15 protein-coding genes are annotated in these 18,086 nt (G+C 51.2%); 11 read left to right on the forward strand and 4 right to left on the reverse strand.

The window, feature by feature from the left end; all coding sequences use genetic code 11:
• Positions 1-21: 21 nt before the first annotated feature.
• Entirely contained in the window at positions 22-2,280 is a 2,259-nt protein-coding gene (locus PJDR2_RS07715; protein ID WP_015843105.1) for a helix-turn-helix domain-containing protein, read from the reverse strand.
• A gap of 118 nt (positions 2,281-2,398) precedes the next feature.
• On the opposite strand from PJDR2_RS07715, the gene PJDR2_RS07720 reads away from it, so the two are divergent.
• The 6 genes from PJDR2_RS07720 to PJDR2_RS07745 are packed head-to-tail and all read left to right on the forward strand — an operon-like array spanning position 2,399 to position 10,727.
• Positions 2,399-3,793 (forward strand): alpha-L-fucosidase, encoded by a 1,395-nt coding sequence (locus tag PJDR2_RS07720; RefSeq protein ID WP_015843106.1) that lies wholly within the window; start codon positions 2,399-2,401, stop codon positions 3,791-3,793.
• Positions 3,794-3,819: 26 nt separating this feature from the next.
• Complete coding sequence (locus PJDR2_RS07725; RefSeq protein ID WP_015843107.1) at positions 3,820-5,106, forward strand: alpha-L-fucosidase; 1,287 nt, start codon at positions 3,820-3,822, stop codon at positions 5,104-5,106.
• 28 nt (positions 5,107-5,134) lie between these two features.
• Entirely contained in the window at positions 5,135-6,169 is a 1,035-nt protein-coding gene (locus tag PJDR2_RS07730) for a carbohydrate-binding family 9-like protein (protein WP_015843108.1), read from the forward strand.
• Positions 6,166-8,805 (forward strand): transglutaminase domain-containing protein, encoded by a 2,640-nt coding sequence (locus PJDR2_RS07735; protein ID WP_015843109.1) that lies wholly within the window; start codon positions 6,166-6,168, stop codon positions 8,803-8,805. Before PJDR2_RS07730 ends, PJDR2_RS07735 begins: the two co-directional genes overlap by 4 nt.
• On the forward strand, positions 8,806-9,858 hold the full coding sequence (locus tag PJDR2_RS07740) for a glycoside hydrolase family 18 protein (protein ID WP_015843110.1): 1,053 nt from the start codon (positions 8,806-8,808) through the stop codon (positions 9,856-9,858).
• Positions 9,855-10,727, forward strand: coding sequence for a sugar phosphate isomerase/epimerase family protein (locus tag PJDR2_RS07745; RefSeq protein ID WP_015843111.1), 873 nt, complete (start codon positions 9,855-9,857; stop codon positions 10,725-10,727). The genes PJDR2_RS07740 and PJDR2_RS07745 overlap by 4 nt, the downstream gene beginning before the upstream one ends.
• Positions 10,728-11,327: 600 nt before the next feature.
• Here the strand turns inward: PJDR2_RS07745 and PJDR2_RS07750 are convergent.
• From PJDR2_RS07750 to yfbR, 3 genes are read right to left on the reverse strand one after another with little or no spacing between them, the layout of a single operon-like run.
• Positions 11,328-11,888 carry a DinB family protein gene (locus tag PJDR2_RS07750; RefSeq protein WP_015843113.1) on the reverse strand — a complete coding sequence of 187 codons (561 nt, stop codon included), beginning with the start codon at positions 11,886-11,888 and terminating at the stop codon, positions 11,328-11,330.
• 22 nt (positions 11,889-11,910) lie between these two features.
• Complete coding sequence (locus PJDR2_RS07755) at positions 11,911-12,357, reverse strand: hypothetical protein (protein ID WP_015843114.1); 447 nt, start codon at positions 12,355-12,357, stop codon at positions 11,911-11,913.
• A 59-nt stretch (positions 12,358-12,416) separates the two neighbouring features.
• The gene (gene yfbR / locus PJDR2_RS07760; RefSeq protein ID WP_015843115.1) at positions 12,417-13,013 is read right to left on the reverse strand and encodes a 5'-deoxynucleotidase; all 597 of its coding nucleotides are present in this window, start codon (positions 13,011-13,013) and stop codon (positions 12,417-12,419) included.
• A 297-nt stretch (positions 13,014-13,310) separates the two neighbouring features.
• On the opposite strand from yfbR, the gene PJDR2_RS07765 reads away from it, so the two are divergent.
• The 5 genes from PJDR2_RS07765 to PJDR2_RS07785 all read left to right on the forward strand — a co-directional run bounded on the left by PJDR2_RS07765 (position 13,311) and on the right by PJDR2_RS07785 (position 18,045).
• Positions 13,311-13,610 carry a hypothetical protein gene (locus PJDR2_RS07765; protein WP_041613349.1) on the forward strand — a complete coding sequence of 100 codons (300 nt, stop codon included), beginning with the start codon at positions 13,311-13,313 and terminating at the stop codon, positions 13,608-13,610.
• Between the two features lie 275 nt (positions 13,611-13,885).
• The gene (locus PJDR2_RS07770) at positions 13,886-14,596 is read left to right on the forward strand and encodes a Na-translocating system protein MpsC family protein (protein ID WP_041613351.1); all 711 of its coding nucleotides are present in this window, start codon (positions 13,886-13,888) and stop codon (positions 14,594-14,596) included.
• Positions 14,597-14,719: 123 nt separating this feature from the next.
• Positions 14,720-15,418, forward strand: a complete 699-nt coding sequence (locus tag PJDR2_RS07775; protein ID WP_049790031.1) for a Na-translocating system protein MpsC family protein — start codon at positions 14,720-14,722, stop codon at positions 15,416-15,418.
• Between the two features lie 120 nt (positions 15,419-15,538).
• Complete coding sequence (locus tag PJDR2_RS07780; protein WP_015843118.1) at positions 15,539-16,951, forward strand: PAS domain-containing sensor histidine kinase; 1,413 nt, start codon at positions 15,539-15,541, stop codon at positions 16,949-16,951.
• A gap of 176 nt (positions 16,952-17,127) precedes the next feature.
• A complete protein-coding gene (locus tag PJDR2_RS07785; RefSeq protein ID WP_015843119.1) occupies positions 17,128-18,045 on the forward strand; it encodes a bile acid:sodium symporter family protein in 918 nt (305 codons plus the stop codon).
• The last annotated feature ends 41 nt before the right edge of the window (positions 18,046-18,086 follow it).

The raw sequence follows: 18,086 nt of genomic DNA on the forward strand, positions 1-18,086 counted from the left end.
CTCGGTCGTTGGCGGTTGGTCCTATTGGACATAAGCGAACATTTTGCGGTATTGCCCCGGCGTGTAGCCGGTCTCCTTCTTGAATTTGCGGATGAAGTTAGGCGCGTCCAAGTAGCCGACCCGGATAATGATGTCTTTGAGCGAATCGTCCGTCGTCTTCAGCTGGTGCATCACTTCTTCCAGCCGTTTCTGCCAGATGTATTGGATAAAGTTCACGCCCATCTTCTCCTTGAAGGAGCGGCTGACGTGGGACGGAGACAGGCTGAATTCGGAAGCGACGGTCTCGAGACTGAGGGCATTGTCCGCAAAATGTTCTTCGATGTAAGCAATCATCCGGTCCGTTAGCGATTGTTCTTCCTTCTGGCTCTCTTGCTCTACCTGCTCGCATAGCCGGGAAGCCAAATGAAGGAGATTGCGTTCCAGCTCGTCAAGCGATTGGCCCGAGATCATCTGCGGCGCAATTTCTTGAATCAGCCGCTGGTTCTCGAGTTCAGACGCGGTCTTCAGAATGGTATTCAGTAGATCGATGCCGATGCAGCGGATGAGCAGCGTGGACAGTTCGGACTGCCGCAAGCTCAGGATGGCCGACTGGATCATTTGCGAAGCTACTTCAAAGCTGCCTTGCTTTAAGCTCTGGGAGAGCTTTAACAATGTGTTATTCGGTATCCAGAAAGTTTGATCCGTCGCAACCGATTGTTTCTCGAAATAATTCACCGATCCGGCGTTGGATGACACTCTCAGGTCGTAGGCCGAGCAGGCTTCGATATAGCTTTGATTCAGTTGATCCGGACCGGAATAACTCGTTCCGACTCCAATGACCGGCTGAATCTGGCAAGATTCCAGCAAATGGCTGCGCAAGGCTTCTACGATAAGCTGCTTGTGTTCGAATTCGTCCGCGGCTTCATCCGGGTCGAAGCTGACCAGGACGCCGATTTGGCCTAATTGGGAAAGCTCAACGCCGTACCCGCGGCTGTTCAGATTCGGTAATTCGATATGCGTTAACAGCTCCAGTATCTCCTGATGCTCCAGCACGCCGTTTTTCTCGTTGCTGATCCAGCCGATCACCATAACGAAGTGAAGGGAGCGGTCGAACCTTAGATCCAGTACCTCTCTTAGCTCCGGCGTCAGAATCCGGGAGCTGCCGAATCGGAGCAGCGTGGAGAGCAAATGATGGCGGGCGAACGGCTCTTGCAGATCGACTCTGGCACTGTATTCCAGCAGCGTTGTCCGAATCCGGTCCAATTCGTTGCGGGACTCGCCGGGCCGGCCCAGAGGCTTGCAGCTCTTGGATGCAGCGAATTCAACCAGCGTCGAAATCGGCTGGTATTGCATTCGGGCCAAGAGCAGCGCGATTGCCGCGCCGGCGGCCACAACAAAGATAAGCAGCATAATGATGAAGCTCCGCACATGAAGGACGCTGCTGAAGAACTGCTCGCTTGGCATGATGGTCACGTAGGTCCAGCCGTTGACCGGCGATTGAACGGAGACGATCGAATGCTCCTTGCCGTTCAGGACATGCTTCTGAATGCCCGGGGCCAAATGTCCGAACAAGGAACGCGTGTCCGTATCCGATAACGTCTCGCCTTGGAGATTGTCAACCAGAATTTGACCTTGATTATCGAGAATATAGGACTGGCCTTGATAGTTACCTAGTATGGAATCGATGAGGCTCGTCAGCTCGGATTTCTGAATCAAATACATAACCGTTCCGTAAGGATTCGGATTATTGGGTTTGATCGGAATCAGATAGGCGAGCATCGATTGTTTTCGGCCGGAAGAGTTGCTTGCGATATCGGCAGGCCGCATTGTCGGGAACTTGACGTCGTTCAAATCCTGGTATACCGCGTTTTTATCCCAATTCTGGAACAGAAGATTGCTCGTGAATACGTCGAAGTGGTTCATCCCTTCACTGGAATAGATGCGGTCGTCCTTGTGGAAATACAAGTACAGCTCCCCAATAATCGAGCTTGTCGCTTTGTATTGATCCAGCGCTTCAATAGCTTCTCCGCTATGAATCGGATCGTGCACGAGATAAGAGGCAAGTCTGTGGTCGTACGAGATGCGGACCGCAATCTCGCTAAGTTCCTTCATTCGACCGTCGATGATCGTTTCGGCTTGCGTCAATTGGTCGAGATGGGAGCGTTCGATTTCGGAACGAAGGCGGTGCGAAGCGTTTTCATAAATAAAGATCGAAGTAAAAATCAAAGGAATCAACAAGATGAATAAGTAGGACCAAGTGTATTTCAGAAAAAGCTTGGACTTGAAATAGTTCCGGTTCAAATGGTACGCCCCCTGACAACGGTTATCTATCTCTTTTACAAATCTTAAATATCTGAAAATTAAATCTATTATACACCGTTCATCGGTTTGAAAGAATGGTTTTTTAGGAGGAAATAGGATGAGTGAGAAGGAACAGGCAATTGCCGTAGAAGAAGAAGCGGTCGAACAAGGGGTACATAACTACAGCAGCGAGGAGAGCTGGGTTAAGCCTGAGGATCCTCTGCTGCTCGAACGGCTCGAGTGGTTCAAGGATCAGAAGCTTGGCTTAATGATGCACTGGGGGCCTTATTCCCAGCTGGGCCTGGTTGAATCATGGGCCTTGAGCGACGAGGATGGGGATTGGTCCCGCGAAGGCATCGACTGGGATATCGATGGGGAAGAGCTGAAGCGGCAATATTTTGCCTTGAACAAGACGTTTAATCCGCTTCGTTTCCAGCCTGAGCTGTGGGCCGAGCTTGCGGCGGAGAACGGCTTCAAATATTTGAACTTCACCACCAAGCATCATGACGGGTTCTGCATGTGGGATACGCGCACGACCGATTATCGCATTACGGGACAAGAATGTCCGTTCCATACGCATAAGCACGCGGATATCGTGAAGCACCTGTTCAACTCGTTCCGGGACAAGGGGCTCGGCATCTCCGCCTACTTCTCCAAAGCGGATTGGCATTCTCCCTATTATTGGACACCGGGAATACGGCCGGATACGAAGACGTCCAGAGGACCGAGCTATGATCCTACGGAATACCCGTGGCTATGGGAGAAATTCGTTCAATTTACGCATGAGCAGATCATGGAGCTGATGACGAATTACGGCCGGATCGACGTGCTGTGGCTGGACGCCGGCTGGGTGAACGATTACCGCAAGCAAAATATCCGGCTGGGAGAAGCGGTGGAGAAGGCGCGCGAAATCCAGCCTTGGCTCCTCTCGGCGGACCGGACTGTGGGAGGACCATACGAGAACCTGATCACGCCGGAGCAGACGCTGCCGGAACGCGCGCTGCATGTGCCGTGGGAAAGCTGCATTACGATGGGCACGTCGTTTTCTTTCCGTTACGAGGACCGTTATAGATCCGTGCGTCAGCTCATCCAGCTGCTCATCGAGATTGTGGCAAAAGGCGGCAACCTGGCGCTTAACATCGGCCCTCAGCCGGATGGCAGATTGCCCGAGACGGCGATCGCCCGCATGAAAGGTATGGGGAAATGGCTGAACGTATACGGTGAAGCGATCTACGGTACTCGAGTCTGCGAGCCGTATTCGGAGGGCAATACATGCTTTACGCAGAAAAACGGCGTCGTTTATGCGTTTTACCTGTATAAGGACGCAAGCGAGCCGGTTCCGGAGGAGATTCATCTTCCTTGGAGCGGAGAAGCCGGAAGAATCGATCTGGTCGGCGGTGAGGAGCGGCTTGACTATCGCCGTACCGAGAACGGGATTGCCGTTCGTCTGCCGGATTCGGAGCGCTCCGCTATGGAAGCGCCAATCGCGCATGTTTTTCGGATTCATGCGTAACTATCGCTTGAAAGGAAGGGCTCGGGATGCAGAGATGGTTCGAAGACGCCAAGCTGGGCATATTCATTCACTACGGAATCTATGCGGTTGACGGCGTGGCGGAATCATGGTCCTTTTACAACGGGAACATGACCTATGAGCAATACATGAAGCAGCTTGGCGGGTTTACGGCTTCAAGCTTCGACGCGGAAGGGTGGGCCGATCTGATCGAGAAGTCGGGAGCGAAGTATGCCGTTCTGACGACTAAGCATCACGACGGTGTGGCATTGTGGGACACGCGGCTTAGCGACCTGAATGTCGTGAAGAAGACGCCGGCAGGCAGGGATTTGGTCAAGCCGTTCGCGGACGCGATTGCGAAGCGGGATATTCGGCTTGGTCTGTACTACTCGCTGATCGATTGGTCGCATCCGGATTATCCAAGCGTCTATCAAGGCGGCAGGATTCCCGAGGACCTAAGCCAAGTCAACCGGTTTTCCAGTCCGGCGGACGGTGCCCAGGACGAGGACAGATGGCAGCGGTTCCTGCGGTTCAACGACGGCCAGCTTCGGGAGCTGCTTACGAATTACGGCCGGGTAGATCTGCTCTGGTTCGACGGGGATTGGGAGCGAAGCGCCGATCAATGGAATTTGCCGGCGTTCAGGCAGTACCTGAGGTCGCTTAATCCGGATGTAATCGTCAACTCGCGGCTGCAGGGACATGGCGATTACAAAACGCCGGAGCAAGGACTCCCCATTACGAGACCGGAAGGGCCTTGGGAATTCTGCACGACTATTAACGGCTCGTGGGGCTACGTGCCGACGGACAACCGTTATAAATCGCTGGGAATGATCATCCGGATGTTCTGCGACTGTATTTCCATGGGCGGGAACATGCTGCTGGACATCGGGCCGCGGGAGGACGGAACGATCGATAAACGTCAGGAAGATATTTTGCTTGGCCTCGGCGAATGGATCCGTCAGCATGCGGAGGCTGTTTACGGAACGAGGGAAGGCATCATGACGCGTTATTATTCGGGAGGAAGCACGTTGACCCCCGATAAGAAGACACTCTACCTGTTCGTCTATGACGATCCGAAGGAGCATATATGCCTGAAGGGGCTATGCAATCCGATTAAGCGGATTACCGTGCTGCATTCAGGCAAAGAGCTGGCGTTCGAGATTCATGGAGGCGTTCCTTGGTTCGATATTCCCGGGACGACCTGGGTTGGGCTGACGGCGGAAGACACGCATGAGCACGTAACGGTGCTGAAGCTGGAATTTGGCGACGAAGTGAATTTTTACGGAGGCGCGGGAGCCGTGGTAACTCATAACTAGCGAGAAGAAAGCGATCGGGGGACAGGATATGATCCTTAGCGGAGTGCCGGAGCCGGTAATCGATTACGGGCCAAGGCATTATATTTGCCGGCGTGCCAAAGGGCCGCTCGCGCTTGACGGATGCTTGAACAAGCCGTTCTGGAAAGCGGCGGACTGGACCGAAGATTTTACGGATATCGAAGGGGATGTTCGCCCAAAGCCGGCGAAGCGGACCCGCGTCAAAATGCTGTGGGATGACGAATATTTGTATGTCGGGGCGGAGCTGCTCGAGGATCAGATCTGGGCAACGCTCACCGAGCGGGATTCGGTTATTTTTTACGACAACGATTTTGAAATCTTTATCGACCCGGACGGGGACACGCATGGTTATTACGAGATCGAGATCAATGCGCTGAATACGGTATGGGATCTGCTTCTCGTCAAGCCGTATCGCGACGGCGGACCGCCGGTAAACGGCTGGGATATTTCGGGGCTGCGGAGTGCCGTTTACATTGAAGGAGAGCTGAATAATCCCGCGGCGGATAACCGTATGTGGAGCGTGGAAATCGCTATCCCTTGGGCCAGCTTGCGGGAGTGCGCGGCGGAGAGCAGGCCGCCGTTGACCGGGGAGTTCTGGCGCATCAACTTCTCCAGAGTGGAATGGCAAGCGGAGCATGTAGAAGGCGGCTATCGCAAGGTCATTAATCCGAAGATTGGCAAGCCCTATCCGGAGGACAACTGGGTGTGGTCGCCGATGGGCATTGTGAACATGCATTACCCGGAGTTGTGGGGCTATGTGGTGTTTTCCGGCGATGACGGTCCGCATTCTTTTGCTATACCGGCGGACGAGCGCATCAAGTGGGAGCTTAGGAAGCTGTATTACCGCCAGCGCAACCATTACGCGGCTGAAGGCGGGTATGAAGCGGATGCGAAGCGATTGATGGAAGGCGATGAGTGGTTCGTCGAAGCAACAGTCGAGACGACGCGAAGCCTGTTTCAGATCTCGGCCTTGTCGGAGGATGGAATGTCAATGTGGTGCATTCGCGAGGACGGAAAGCTGTGGAAGGAGAGAGTGGGACCATGACGAATTGGACTTCGCCGTTTTCGCTGAGCCCGGCGGAGCGGGATTTGATCGAGAGCAAATTCCTTAGAAAACGCCAGCTGGCGCAGGCCAGAGAACACGAGCTGTTCGATGTGTTCCGGGAGGAACTGACGGAGGAAGAGAGCTGGGCGCTCAAATATTTGTTTGCCTATATGCCGGTGAACGATCTCGCCGATTATGACGGCGTCTTGTTCTTGAACCATGTGCGGAGGACGCTGGAGATCCGCCGGCTTGTCCCTTGGGGCGACCGGGTGCCCGACTCCCTGTTCTTGCATTATGTCCTCCCCTACCGGGTCAATACGGAAAATATCGAGGATCACCGCGGCGTTTTGTTCAATGAGCTGGCCTATCGCACAAAGTCGCTGACGATGGAAGAGGCTATTCTGGAGACGAATTATTGGTGTCACGAGAAGGCTGCCTATATCGGCAGCGATTTGAGAACGATGTCGCCGCTTACGATGATCAAGAGCGCAAGGGGCCGCTGCGGCGAGGAGTCGACGTTAGCGGTTGCGGCGCTGCGCAGCATTGGCATTCCCGCCCGTCAGGTATACACGCCCAGGTGGGCGCATTGCGATGATAATCATGCCTGGGTAGAAGCGTGGGCGGATGGGAAATGGTGCTTTCTCGGCGCCTGCGAGCCGGAAGCGCGGCTCGACCAAGGGTGGTTCGGTCCGCCGGCCCGCCGGGCGATGCTTCTGAATACGCGCATCCTGGCCGACTATCCCGGTCCGGAAGAGATTACGGTAGCCAATGAATGGTTCACGGAAATTAATCTGCTCGAAAACTACGCCTCGACGCGTACCGTTGACATTCTGGTTAAAGACATTGCCGGAAACCCTGTCCCGGGCGCCGAAGTGCGCTTCGAGTTGTACAATATGGCGGAATTTTATCCGATTGCGACGCTGCTCTCGGACGACCGGGGAGAAATCAGCTTCAAGACCGGATATGGCGATCTGCTGGTTCGCGGCGCTTGGAGCGGTCGATGGGGCGAGGTTAAGCTGGCTGCCTATGGGAGCAACAGGCTCGAGCTTGTCCTGGATCGGACGAAGCAGCCGGAAGGGATGTTCGACCTCGATATGGTTCCCCCGCCGGAAAGCGAAGGCGAACCGGCAGAATCCTTGTCCGGCGAGCGGGAGAGCAGGCATGCTCACCGGCTTGAAGAAGGGGCGAGGCTTCGTGCCGTCTATGAAAGCACGTTCGCAACCAAGCAAGATGCCGAGACATTGGCTGCTTCGCTAGGGCTTCCGGCGGAACGAGTGTGGAACATTCTAAGCCGCTCGCGCGGAAACTTCCGCGAACTCTCGTCTTTCCTGCAAGAGCGGACGGCCGAATATGGACAGTGGCCGCTGCGGCTTTTGGAGAGCCTTCGCGAGAAAGATTGGATCGATGCGCGAAAGGATACGCTGGACGATCATCTGATCGGTTCGCTTGCCGCTTGCGGCGACCTGCCCGATAACGAGTTCGTTTCTTACGTGCTTTGTCCGCGCGTGCTTAACGAGATGATCGTGCCGTACCGTCAGTTATTCCAAACGGCGTTTACGGAGCCGGAGCGGGAAACCTTCCGGTCGGACCCGTCTGCGCTGTTGCGTTGGCTGAACGACAGACATGGTGAGTGGGAGGACCTTCCGAATCTGAAGGGGAAAGGAAATCCGGTCGGAACGTTTAAGCTGCAATGGGGAGACCAGGACTCGCTGAACATTCTCTTCGTAGCCGTCTGCCGAAGTTTAGGCATCCCGGCGCGGCTGCATCCGCATGAGCTAAACCCGCAATACAAGGCGGGCAGCGAATGGCGGGACGCGATGCAAGGCGCGAATTCCCCTCAGTCTTCGATTGGGGGCAAGGGCAGCGTTTGGCTGCAACGCGATCCCGAAGCAACGGAGAATGCGCCAGAGCCGTCGTATGCCGAGAATTTTACCTTGGCTCGACTGGAGGAGAACGGATTCTACAAAACGTTAATCTATCCGGATAAATTCGGTGACGTCTATGACAAGATGCTAGAGGTAGAGCCGGGTTCGTACCGGCTTACGACGGGCATGCGGCTTCAGGACGGTACGGTATTGGCTAGGCTTTCCTATTTCCGCGTACATGCAGGCGAGAATACGGATGTATCGCTTACCTATCGTGAAGCCTCCCGGGATCTGCCTGTGCTAGGCGTTATGGACCGGGCCAGACCGCTCGAAGGGCTTGACGGTTCTGCTCTGACGATGGGCGAACAGATCATGGAGGATGGTGCAATCGTCGCTTGGATCGAGCCGGAGCGTGAGCCTACGAAGCATTTGCTTCGCGAGTTGGGCGAGTTGGCTGTTTCTGCGGCCAATCTCGGGGGAGCAGTCCTGCTCATGATCGGCGATGCGGAATGGACCTCGTCGTTTGATCCCGCACTATATCCGCAATTGCCGTCAGAGGTCAGATTCGCGAGGGATCGCTCACCGGTCTCGCTGCCGTCAGCGGCGGTCCGCGAGGCGGGCTACCCGCATCTGTTTGTGCTGGATGGCAGAGACCGTATTCGCTATGCCGCATCGGGCTATAAAATCGGAATGGGTAAAGAGGCATGGCAAGCGCTAACTGCCGCAAGGCAATCCAACGAATCATCGCCAACGAAAGGGAGCGAATCTTAAATGACAAAGCAGAACTACGTGGTCGCCGGTTATGCGAGCGATAAACATCTTGTCGAGCTGACTGGGGAGGACCTAGCGAAGCTTACGCATCTGAATGTCGCGTTTGGCCATGTCAAGAGCGATGCTATCGTAACCGATCATATGCGCCATCTGGACGAGCTCACGAGGATTAAGAGGGAACGCCCGCAGTTGAATATCCTGCTCTCTGTAGGAGGCTGGAGCGCCGGAGGCTTCTCGGAAGCGGCGTCTACCGAAGCAGGAAGAAGCCTTATGGCGGAATCGGCGGTTCGCGCGGTGATCGAGTTTCCATTTGACGGAATTGATCTGGATTGGGAGTATCCTTGCTATGGCGAAGCCGGAATCGGGGCGAGCCCGGAGGACCGCACGAACTTTACATTGCTGCTTGCCGCTATCCGGGAAGCGCTGGATAAGCTAGGGGAGCTGGACGGCCGGCATTATCTGCTTACGATCGCGGCTGGAGCCGACCAGTATTACATTGACGGAACCGAGATGGATAAGGCACAGAAATACCTGGATCTGGTTCAGCTCATGACCTACGATATGCGCGGCGGGTTCCAGGTGCTGACCGGTCACCATACCAGCCTGTATACGCCGACGGGAGACTTGTTCCGGATCAGTACGGACGCTTCCGTCAATCTGTTCGTTCGCGCCGGAGTGCCGAAAGAGAAGATTGTGATCGGAGCAGCCTTCTATTCCCGGATGTGGAATCAGGTGCCGGGCCGAAATCGCGGGCTTCACCAGATGGCCGGCAGCGTTGGCGGGTACGGTCCGGACTTCACGGCTTTGACTGCAGAATACATTGGCAAAAACGGCTTCGTTCGATATTGGGACGAGGAAGCTCGCGCGCCTTATCTGTTTAACGGTTCAAGCTTTATCTCTTACGACGATGAGGAATCGATCCGGCATAAGTGCGATTACGTGAAAGCTAGCGGATTAGGCGGTCTGATGTTCTGGGAATTCGGCTGTGACCGGACTCGCCGGCTGCTCAATGCCATACAAGACGGATTTCGGGGAGATGGGGAGACGTTATGAAGGTTGGACTAAGTACATACAGTCTGCTCCCCGCGCTTAAGGCAGGGGACATGTCGGTGCTTGACGTTGTGGAATGGATTGCCGGGAACGGCGGCGAGCATATGGAAATCGTGCCTTACGGCTTTACGCTTGTCGACCAGCCGGAGCTTGCGGACGCCGTGCGGGATAAGGCGAAGATTGCTGGAATCGAGCTGTCCAACTATTCGATGCCTGCCAACTTCGTGCAAGGCAGCGAGGAAGCGTTCCAGGCCGAAGTCGCGCGCGTCAAGGAACATGTTGATCTTGTTAATCGACTTGGCATGAAGCATATGCGTCACGACGTGACGGCGTTTACGCTTCCGACGGAGAACATGACGATTCAATGGTTCGAGGAGAATTTGCACCACATGGTCAAGGGAAGCCGGCTGATCGCCGATTACGCCGCAGCATACGGCATAACGACAACCATCGAAAATCATGGTTTCAGCGTACAGGCAAGCGACCGCGTGCTGCGCGTCCTGCATGAAGTGAACCGCCCGAATTTCAAGACGACGCTCGATGTCGGCAACTTCCTGTGCGTCGACGAGAATCCCCTCGTTGGCGTGAGCCGCAACTTGCCGTATGCTTCTCTTATCCATATTAAAGACTTCTATATTCGTCCTAGCGACGAGTCCCCGGGCGGCGGTGATTGGTTCAAATCTGCCCACGGCACGTATTTGCGGGGCGCGATTGCCGGCCACGGCGATCTCGACCTCCGGCGAATCTTCCGTCTGATCAAGAAGTCCGGCTACGATGGCTATCTGACTGTCGAATTCGAAGGGATGGAGGAGTGCCGCATGGCCTCCCGCATTGCCATGGATAACGTGAAGCGGTTATGGCAGGAAGTATAATAAGAGGGACCGTCTAAAAAGGGGTTCGCTTGCTAGAGAGACGCTCGCCTTAGTGAATTAATTTTCATGAAAATAGCGCTGCAGAGAGTTATCCCTGCAGCGCTATTTTTCGATTTTGCTCCTTTACAGCTTTCTTCAGCAAATTGTGGGCAAGCGTCCAGATAAGCAAAATTTTCTTCACTCCCATAACCTGCGTCTGCAATGCTGGTTTCTGACCCCCTTATTTGCGGCTGATTTCGCCTGCATGGCTTAAGGAGCCAGTGATATTGTAAACCGGTGGGATCAAAAGAGAGTGAAGTTGCCTCATAAAATAGTGAGTCGTATCGCTGAAAAACGTGCGATTTGAGCTCATACCGATGCAATAGTGAAGCTAGACTCATAGTTAGTGAGGGTGAACGTGCGAATAAGGAGGAAAACCTCACTGTAACTGGAAGTGAGACGATTTAGCCAACCCATTCGGCGGAAAGCCTCATAAATAATGAGGTTTTCCGCCGATTAGGAACGATAGCGGGTTCCAAGAAAACGGAAATTTTATTTGGCGATAAAACCAACCTTTAAATGCGGTCGCTCTTCTTCGAAAGGCGTCGATAGAGGTTTTTCTCAATGTTGTTCGTATTCCGCTTTTACCCTCTGCATCTGGGCAATGTGCCGTTTGGCGTGAAGTACCAAAAAATAAATGTACTGATACACATCAATTTTGCCTAAGTTATTTACGCTCATCATTGTCTTATATAAGATTCCTTCGCCATTGCTTAATTCTTGCAAGATGCCCAAGCTTTCTGCAACCTGACTTTCCAGCAAGGCATGAACCTTATTAAGCGGCATTTCTCCCTTTGGCTCCATATGCTCCGGCCTAATCCACTTAAAAGATTCGTGTTCCGCGATCTGATCCAGCTCTCCCAGATTGTCTTGATAATGATTCAGCGAATCTTCCAAATTCGATTTGGCGGCGAGCATAAGAGCCTTGTTTTTTCCTTTTCGAATGAGGATCAGCAGAAAATGGTTCGTAAGGGTGACATGCTCCAGAATTTGAGCAATGCTCCATCCTTCGCGAGGCTGGTAGTTTTGCAAAACTTCCGGAGCAGTAAACCAATACTCGTAATCATTCAGTACTTGATTTAACTCCCTCTTAATCCGCTCCATCGTGCTTTGAATGGACATAAGACTCACCAGCCTTGGTTAATCAGTTTCCGTACAGATACTGCGTGACCTCTTTTTCTTTCAGCTTGATTTTATACTTCTTGGCCAGGAATCTGCCTATCGATTGCCCTTTATTGTACAAGTTGGCATCGAGTTTGTAGGTTGTCAAATCTTTAAAGTGGAGAAGGTAGTAATCTTCCGTCGGACCTTTTGGGAGATTGATATAGATGTAGCCCAGTTTCTTTTTGGTAATGGCTTCAATTAACTTAATGTCCTTGATTACAAGGCTTTTCTTGAAAAAGAATAGCGTGGATTTCGTAAGCATCCCATCATGAATCTCGCAGCTTTCGCTAAGATAGAAACCCAGGAACAGAGATACGGCAGCAGCGAGCCCGTATAAGCCGTTGAAATAATTCCATCCAAGAAGGAGTAATAGGAAAATAACTCCGAGCAGGATCAGGACATGCCCTCTGGATATTCTGAACGTCATGATTACTCCCCCCCAACTTTCTTCTTCAATTAAATCGTAAAGAGCAGAGACTCTGCTCTTTACGATAATTCATCCAACGTCATGCCGAGGCTTGGCGCCATATGGGCGAGGAACCACTCCGTCTCCGGCAGCCCGAGCTGCTTCATGGCAGCTTCCGTCTGCCCTTTCGCCACGAGGAATTCCCTATTGCCGGTGGATACCTCGGTCAGGCATTTCAAGTAAGCGTCCAGCAGGTCGGCTGCTTTTACGATTTTGTGAAGCACCTGTTCTTCTTCGGACAACGTGCTTCCCGGCTTGCCGAGAAGCGGGGCGTACGAGGCTTGAAGCGGCTCCGGCACCATGCCGAGCAGCCGTTCTGCGGCCATTGCTTCAATCTCGCGGAAGCTTGCGAGCATTTTCGGATTGTGATGCTTCACGGGAGTCGGGATATCGCCGGTAAAGACCTCGGTCGCATCATGGAACAAGGCCAGCGTTACGGCGCGGTCCGCATTGTAGCTGCGGTCGAAGAAGCTGTTGCCGATCTCGCACAGCATATGGGCAAGCAGCGCAACGTGGAAGGAATGCTCCGCAACGGTCTCCTTGGTCGTATTTCGCATCAGACTCCAGCGTTCGATATATTTCAGGCGGTACATATAGGCGAAGAAATGACTTTCCATCTGTTTCGTAAACTCCTCTCTAATCCCTCACGCAGTGCTTGTTTTACTATATCCTACCATAATTCAACAGACTCCCACATACATACGGTAAATCCTAACGAAACTGCATATTCTTATTTGCCCAAAAAGAGGGCAATCGGAATTCTAACGAAACGTAGACACGCTATTAGCTGGAAAAAGCCCGCCGAATGAGCGAATACAGCCCAATAGTGATACTACGTTTCGTTAGAATCTGGAAACGGAAAAATTAGGCGAAATAACGATACATAGTTTCGTTAGCCTCGGTAAGAGGGACGGATGGTTTGCAGCTATAGGGGAAGGGGCAGCATTGCGTATGGCCAGCGGTTAGAGGAAGGCGACGGCATTCCTTCGCTGCGGCATTATTATCCGTTTTATTACGGGACGACGCCGACCATGGACATGAAGTGGGATGCTCTTCAGAAGCTGGAGAATGACACGTATTTGCAGATCATTGTTAGAGACAAACCGGTCGATGCGTTTGATGATTTCGTTCTGAAATGGAAGGAGCTTGGCGGCGATTCGATTACCGAAGAGGTATCAAAGATTGTTTATGGCGAGAATCCGGGCGTTGATTGAAAAGTCTAGAGTCTGTGTCTTTATACAATCTTAAATTTCTCTTGTTTAAATGGTCAAAAGTCTTTAGAATAATGCTAGGGTAAAGGAAATAAAGCTTTTGCCTTTTTAAATTGCTTTTTAACGGTTAACGACTAATTCGGCATTAATGAACCAGAGATGGAGCTGGACATAAGCCTAAATAAGAGTTGGTTTCTTACAACTTTTATTTAGGCTTTTTTTGTCTCTATTAGAATTTCATATTGAAGGTAAAAAAGCAGGTTTACCTAAAATTAAGGATGGATTTTTTGGAAAAAAATGAAAAGCAAATTCAAAAAGAAATTGCGAGTCACATTGGAAGACTACTGCGAGAAGCATTTGGAAAAGGCCCGCAATCGATTTTTGTTAATATCAGCCGCCCGTTTATCGTTATCTACTTGAGGAATTTCTTATCGCCAACCGAAAAGATTCTTCTTCAGCAGGACCAGGTGAATTCCGTGCAGCATACCCGTGACTTGGTCATGAAATCGCTGATGCCGGAAATAAAAGCCTACCTCCTCCTGCTTGCGGGTATGAACATCAGGGAGTTTTATTATGACTGGGGATTTCATAATCATTCCGGCATGCTTGTTGGCATTGAAGCGGATGATTCTCTCGAGTTCAGACTGCAGGAACGGTATGCGGGGAAAGAGGAGCTGCACGATGAAATCGATCGCATTAGTCACCAAATCCAAAAGAAGCCGGATGAAACTTATTCCTATATGATCAATGACCGGACACTCCTGGTTGTCAGAACGGGAATTCTGATCAGCATCGGCAAGGAGTTGATCCGCCTTGGATTCGAAGAAAGCTTGAAGCTCGCGGAACGTAACCTTGAAAAAAGCTATTTAATTAATAGCAGCCGCTTCCAGGAGATAATCAAGTCGCAGATTGCAGACGTGTTTGTGGATTGGGATTTCCATGAGGATAAAAGCGTTATCGTATTTATTCTAAATCCGAATCCTAAATGAAGAAACGGATAAGATGCGGGCAAAGGCAAATAATAGGTAAAGTTTCGGTTGAGTTATTCCGAATATATTACTACAATAAATCTGGGGCGAAAGAAATATTGCTTTTGCCTAAATTAAGGATGAATGATCTTGGAAAAAGAGGCTCAAGCCGAAATAGCGAGCTACGTTGGCAGATTGCTGAGAGAAGCTTTCGGGAGAGGACCACAGTCCATTTATGTCAGCATTAATCGGCCATTTGTCGTTTTATATCTAAGAAACTTCTTGTCGCCGACAGAGAAGATTCTTCTTGAGCAAGATCAAATCCACTCGATTCAATCGACCAGAGACCTATTAATGAAATCGTTGATTCCCGAGATCAAAGCCTACTTGCTGGTGCTGGCAGGCATGGATATTCAGGAATTTTATTATGACTGGAGTCTTCATAATCAATCTGGCGTTATGGTCGGTATCGAAGCAGGGCATGACCAGGAACCAGCGTTCCTCGGATGCGAATATACAGGTAAAACTGAACTTCAGCACGAGGTCAGTACAATCAGCCAGCAGGTTCAGAAACGTCCGGACGAATTGTATTCTTGCCTAATCAATGATCGAACTCTGCTCGTTATTCGGGTGGGGATTCTGATCAGCATCGAAAAAGAATTAATCCGGATCGGTCATGAAGAGAGCTTAAGACTGGCCAAACGAAATCTTGAAAAGAGTCATTTGCATAACAATGGTCATTTCCAGCAGTTTTTAAACGCAAAGGTTATCGATTTGTTTGTAGACTGGGATTTCCATCTGGATAAAAGCGTCATGGTGTTCATATTAAATCCGAGTCAATAAATTTGGCGGTAATGAACCAGAAAGATCGCTGGACATCAGCCTAAATAAAAGCGGCTACTGCGGCTCTTATTTAGGCTTTTTATTATGGGTAAATTATTTTCGGACAAGGAGTTAGGAAATATGAGCCAATACATAGAACAGTATGAGGTTCTTGATCGGATAACGGATGCCATCTTTGCCTTAAATAACAACTGGGAATTTACTTATATGAACCAGGAGGCCTCCAGATTGTTCTCGCTTAAGCCGGAGGAAGCAATCGGCAAATGCATCTGGAGCGACTTCCCAAAAGAAATTTATTCCGTTTTCCACGACCACTATCTTAAAGCCATGAAGGAGCAAGTTCGGGTTGAGTTTGAAACGTATTGTCCTCCTATCTCCGTCTGGTTAGAGGTGAAGGTCTTTCCTTCCTCCAACGGTCTAACGATTTACCTGCAGGATATTACGCAGAAAAAAGGCTTGTCGCTGCTGAAGGAGCAGCACTACGAGTCGCTGTTCAAATATAATCCGGATGCGGTATTTGCCTTTGATCTGGAAGGAAATTATCTTAGCGTAAATCCGGCGATGGAGCAGCTGCTAGGCTATGGAGCGGATGAATTCTTGAAGATGTCCTATGTCCCGCTGATCCCTGCGGAGGAGCTGGAGAAAACAAAGAGTCTCTTCAAGCTGGCAGCGAAAGGGATTACGCAGCATTATGAAACAAAGGCGATTCATAAGAGCGGTCATGTAATTGACGTGAAAGTAACCAATATGCCGATTATCGTCAATCATGAATCCGTGGGGGTATTTGGCGTTGCCAAAAATATTATGCAGGAGAATCAGAATAAGACGAAGCTGCTGCAGGCGGAAAAATTGACGGCCGTTGGCCAGCTTGCGGCTTCCATCGCTCATGAAATAAGGAACCCGCTCACTTCGCTGAAGGGTTTTGTTCATCTCATCGAGCAGGCCGTAACGGGCGTGAACGAAAATTATTTTACGATTATGAAGGACGAGCTGCGCAGAATCGAGCTGATTACGAGCGAGCTGTTATATCTAGCCAAGCCGCAGGCTCAGGCATTCAAGGATGAACAAATCTGCCAGATCATTCAGGATGTCAACTTGCTTATGAGCTCCCAAGCTTTGATGAACAACGTGGAGATCAGAGTGCCGAACCTAATAGGCCTGCCGCCTGTACGGTGTGTGGCAGCTCAGCTGAAGCAGGTATTTATCAATCTGTTCAAAAACGCCATGGAAGCAATGCCTAGCGGCGGGGTCATCGATATCCAAGCCTTCAGCCCAAGCCCGGAAATGCTTATGATTCAGGTGTCCGATACGGGAAAAGGCATTCCGCAGGAGCTTATTGCGAAGATCGGATCTCCCTTTTATACAACCAAAGAGAACGGAACGGGCCTTGGCATGATGGCCACCCAGCAAATTATACATTCGCATGGCGGAACGCTTGATATAACAAGCACGGATGGGAAAGGGACTACGATCCATATATGTTTGCCGGCCGCAAGCGCACGGAATCATGATGAAACCGGTGATCTTAAATGAAGAAAGATAAAAGTAAGGCAGCCGGAATGTTCGGGTGTCTTTCTTCGTTTTCGGGCAGTTATCTTCCATGGAGTATGCTATTATAAAGGCTATAATGTTGATCGACATAATGTAGAAAAGAGGGATGGCTTACGAGGGAGTTTGGACTTCGGTTTAATTATTTTTTTGAACGATGGATGTTTCTGCTGATCCCGGGATCGCTTGTCCTGGGTTTTCTTTTTGCCGATACGCTTGCTCCGATGGTGGATGCCGTACCGTATCTGTTTGCTTATGTGACCTTGACGATGGGCATTGGCTGCGGACTCCGGCATTTGTATGAGGTCATCAAAAAGCCCGGCATTCTGGTATGGACGCTGCTATTGGCGCATCTGTTGTCCCCGCTGGTTGCCTACGGGCTTGGCTCGTTATTGTTTGGAGCGTCCTCGCCTTATGTGGTTGGGCTTGTGCTCTTTACGATCATCCCGCTTGGCGTATCTACCGTTCTGTGGGTGGGGATGTCGGGCGGCAGCGTGCCGCTTGTGCTTGCGATGGTCGTGCTGGACTCCGCATTAAGCCCGTTTGTTGTACCATACGGCATTCATTTATTTTTTAATACCTCGGTTGATATTGCGATTGGTCCGATTATGTTCGACCTGTTCGTTATCGTTGTACTGCCGACCATTGTTGGCGTAGTTTTATATGAGCTGAGCAAGGGGCGGATTCAGGAGAAGGTGAAACCGGTTGCGATGCCAATCTCGAAGCTTTGCTTTGTTGCGGTGGTGGCCTTGAACGCTTCGGCGATTGCACCGTATGTCGACCAATTGAAGCATGACATGCTGAAGCTGATCCCGCTTGTTATTGTTCTGGTGGGGGTATGTTATGCAGTAGGCTTCCTCGGAACGGCCAAATTCGGCGGCAAGGAAGTACAGGTAACCGTATCCTATGCGACGGGCATGCGAAATATTTCGCTTGGCATCGTCCTGGCGCTGGGCTACTTCAGCCCGCTGGCTGCCGTACCGGTTGTGCTCTCTATCCTTGTGCAGCAGCCGCTGGCGACGGTGCATCACTTTGTTTTACAAAAACTTAACAAAAACAAGACTGGCGAAGCCGCATGACGGCATGTACGATAAAACGAGTGACAAATAGGCAAATTGGA

It is taken from the genome of Paenibacillus sp. JDR-2 (genome assembly GCF_000023585.1).
Taxonomy (GTDB): Bacteria; Bacillota; Bacilli; order Paenibacillales; family Paenibacillaceae; genus Pristimantibacillus.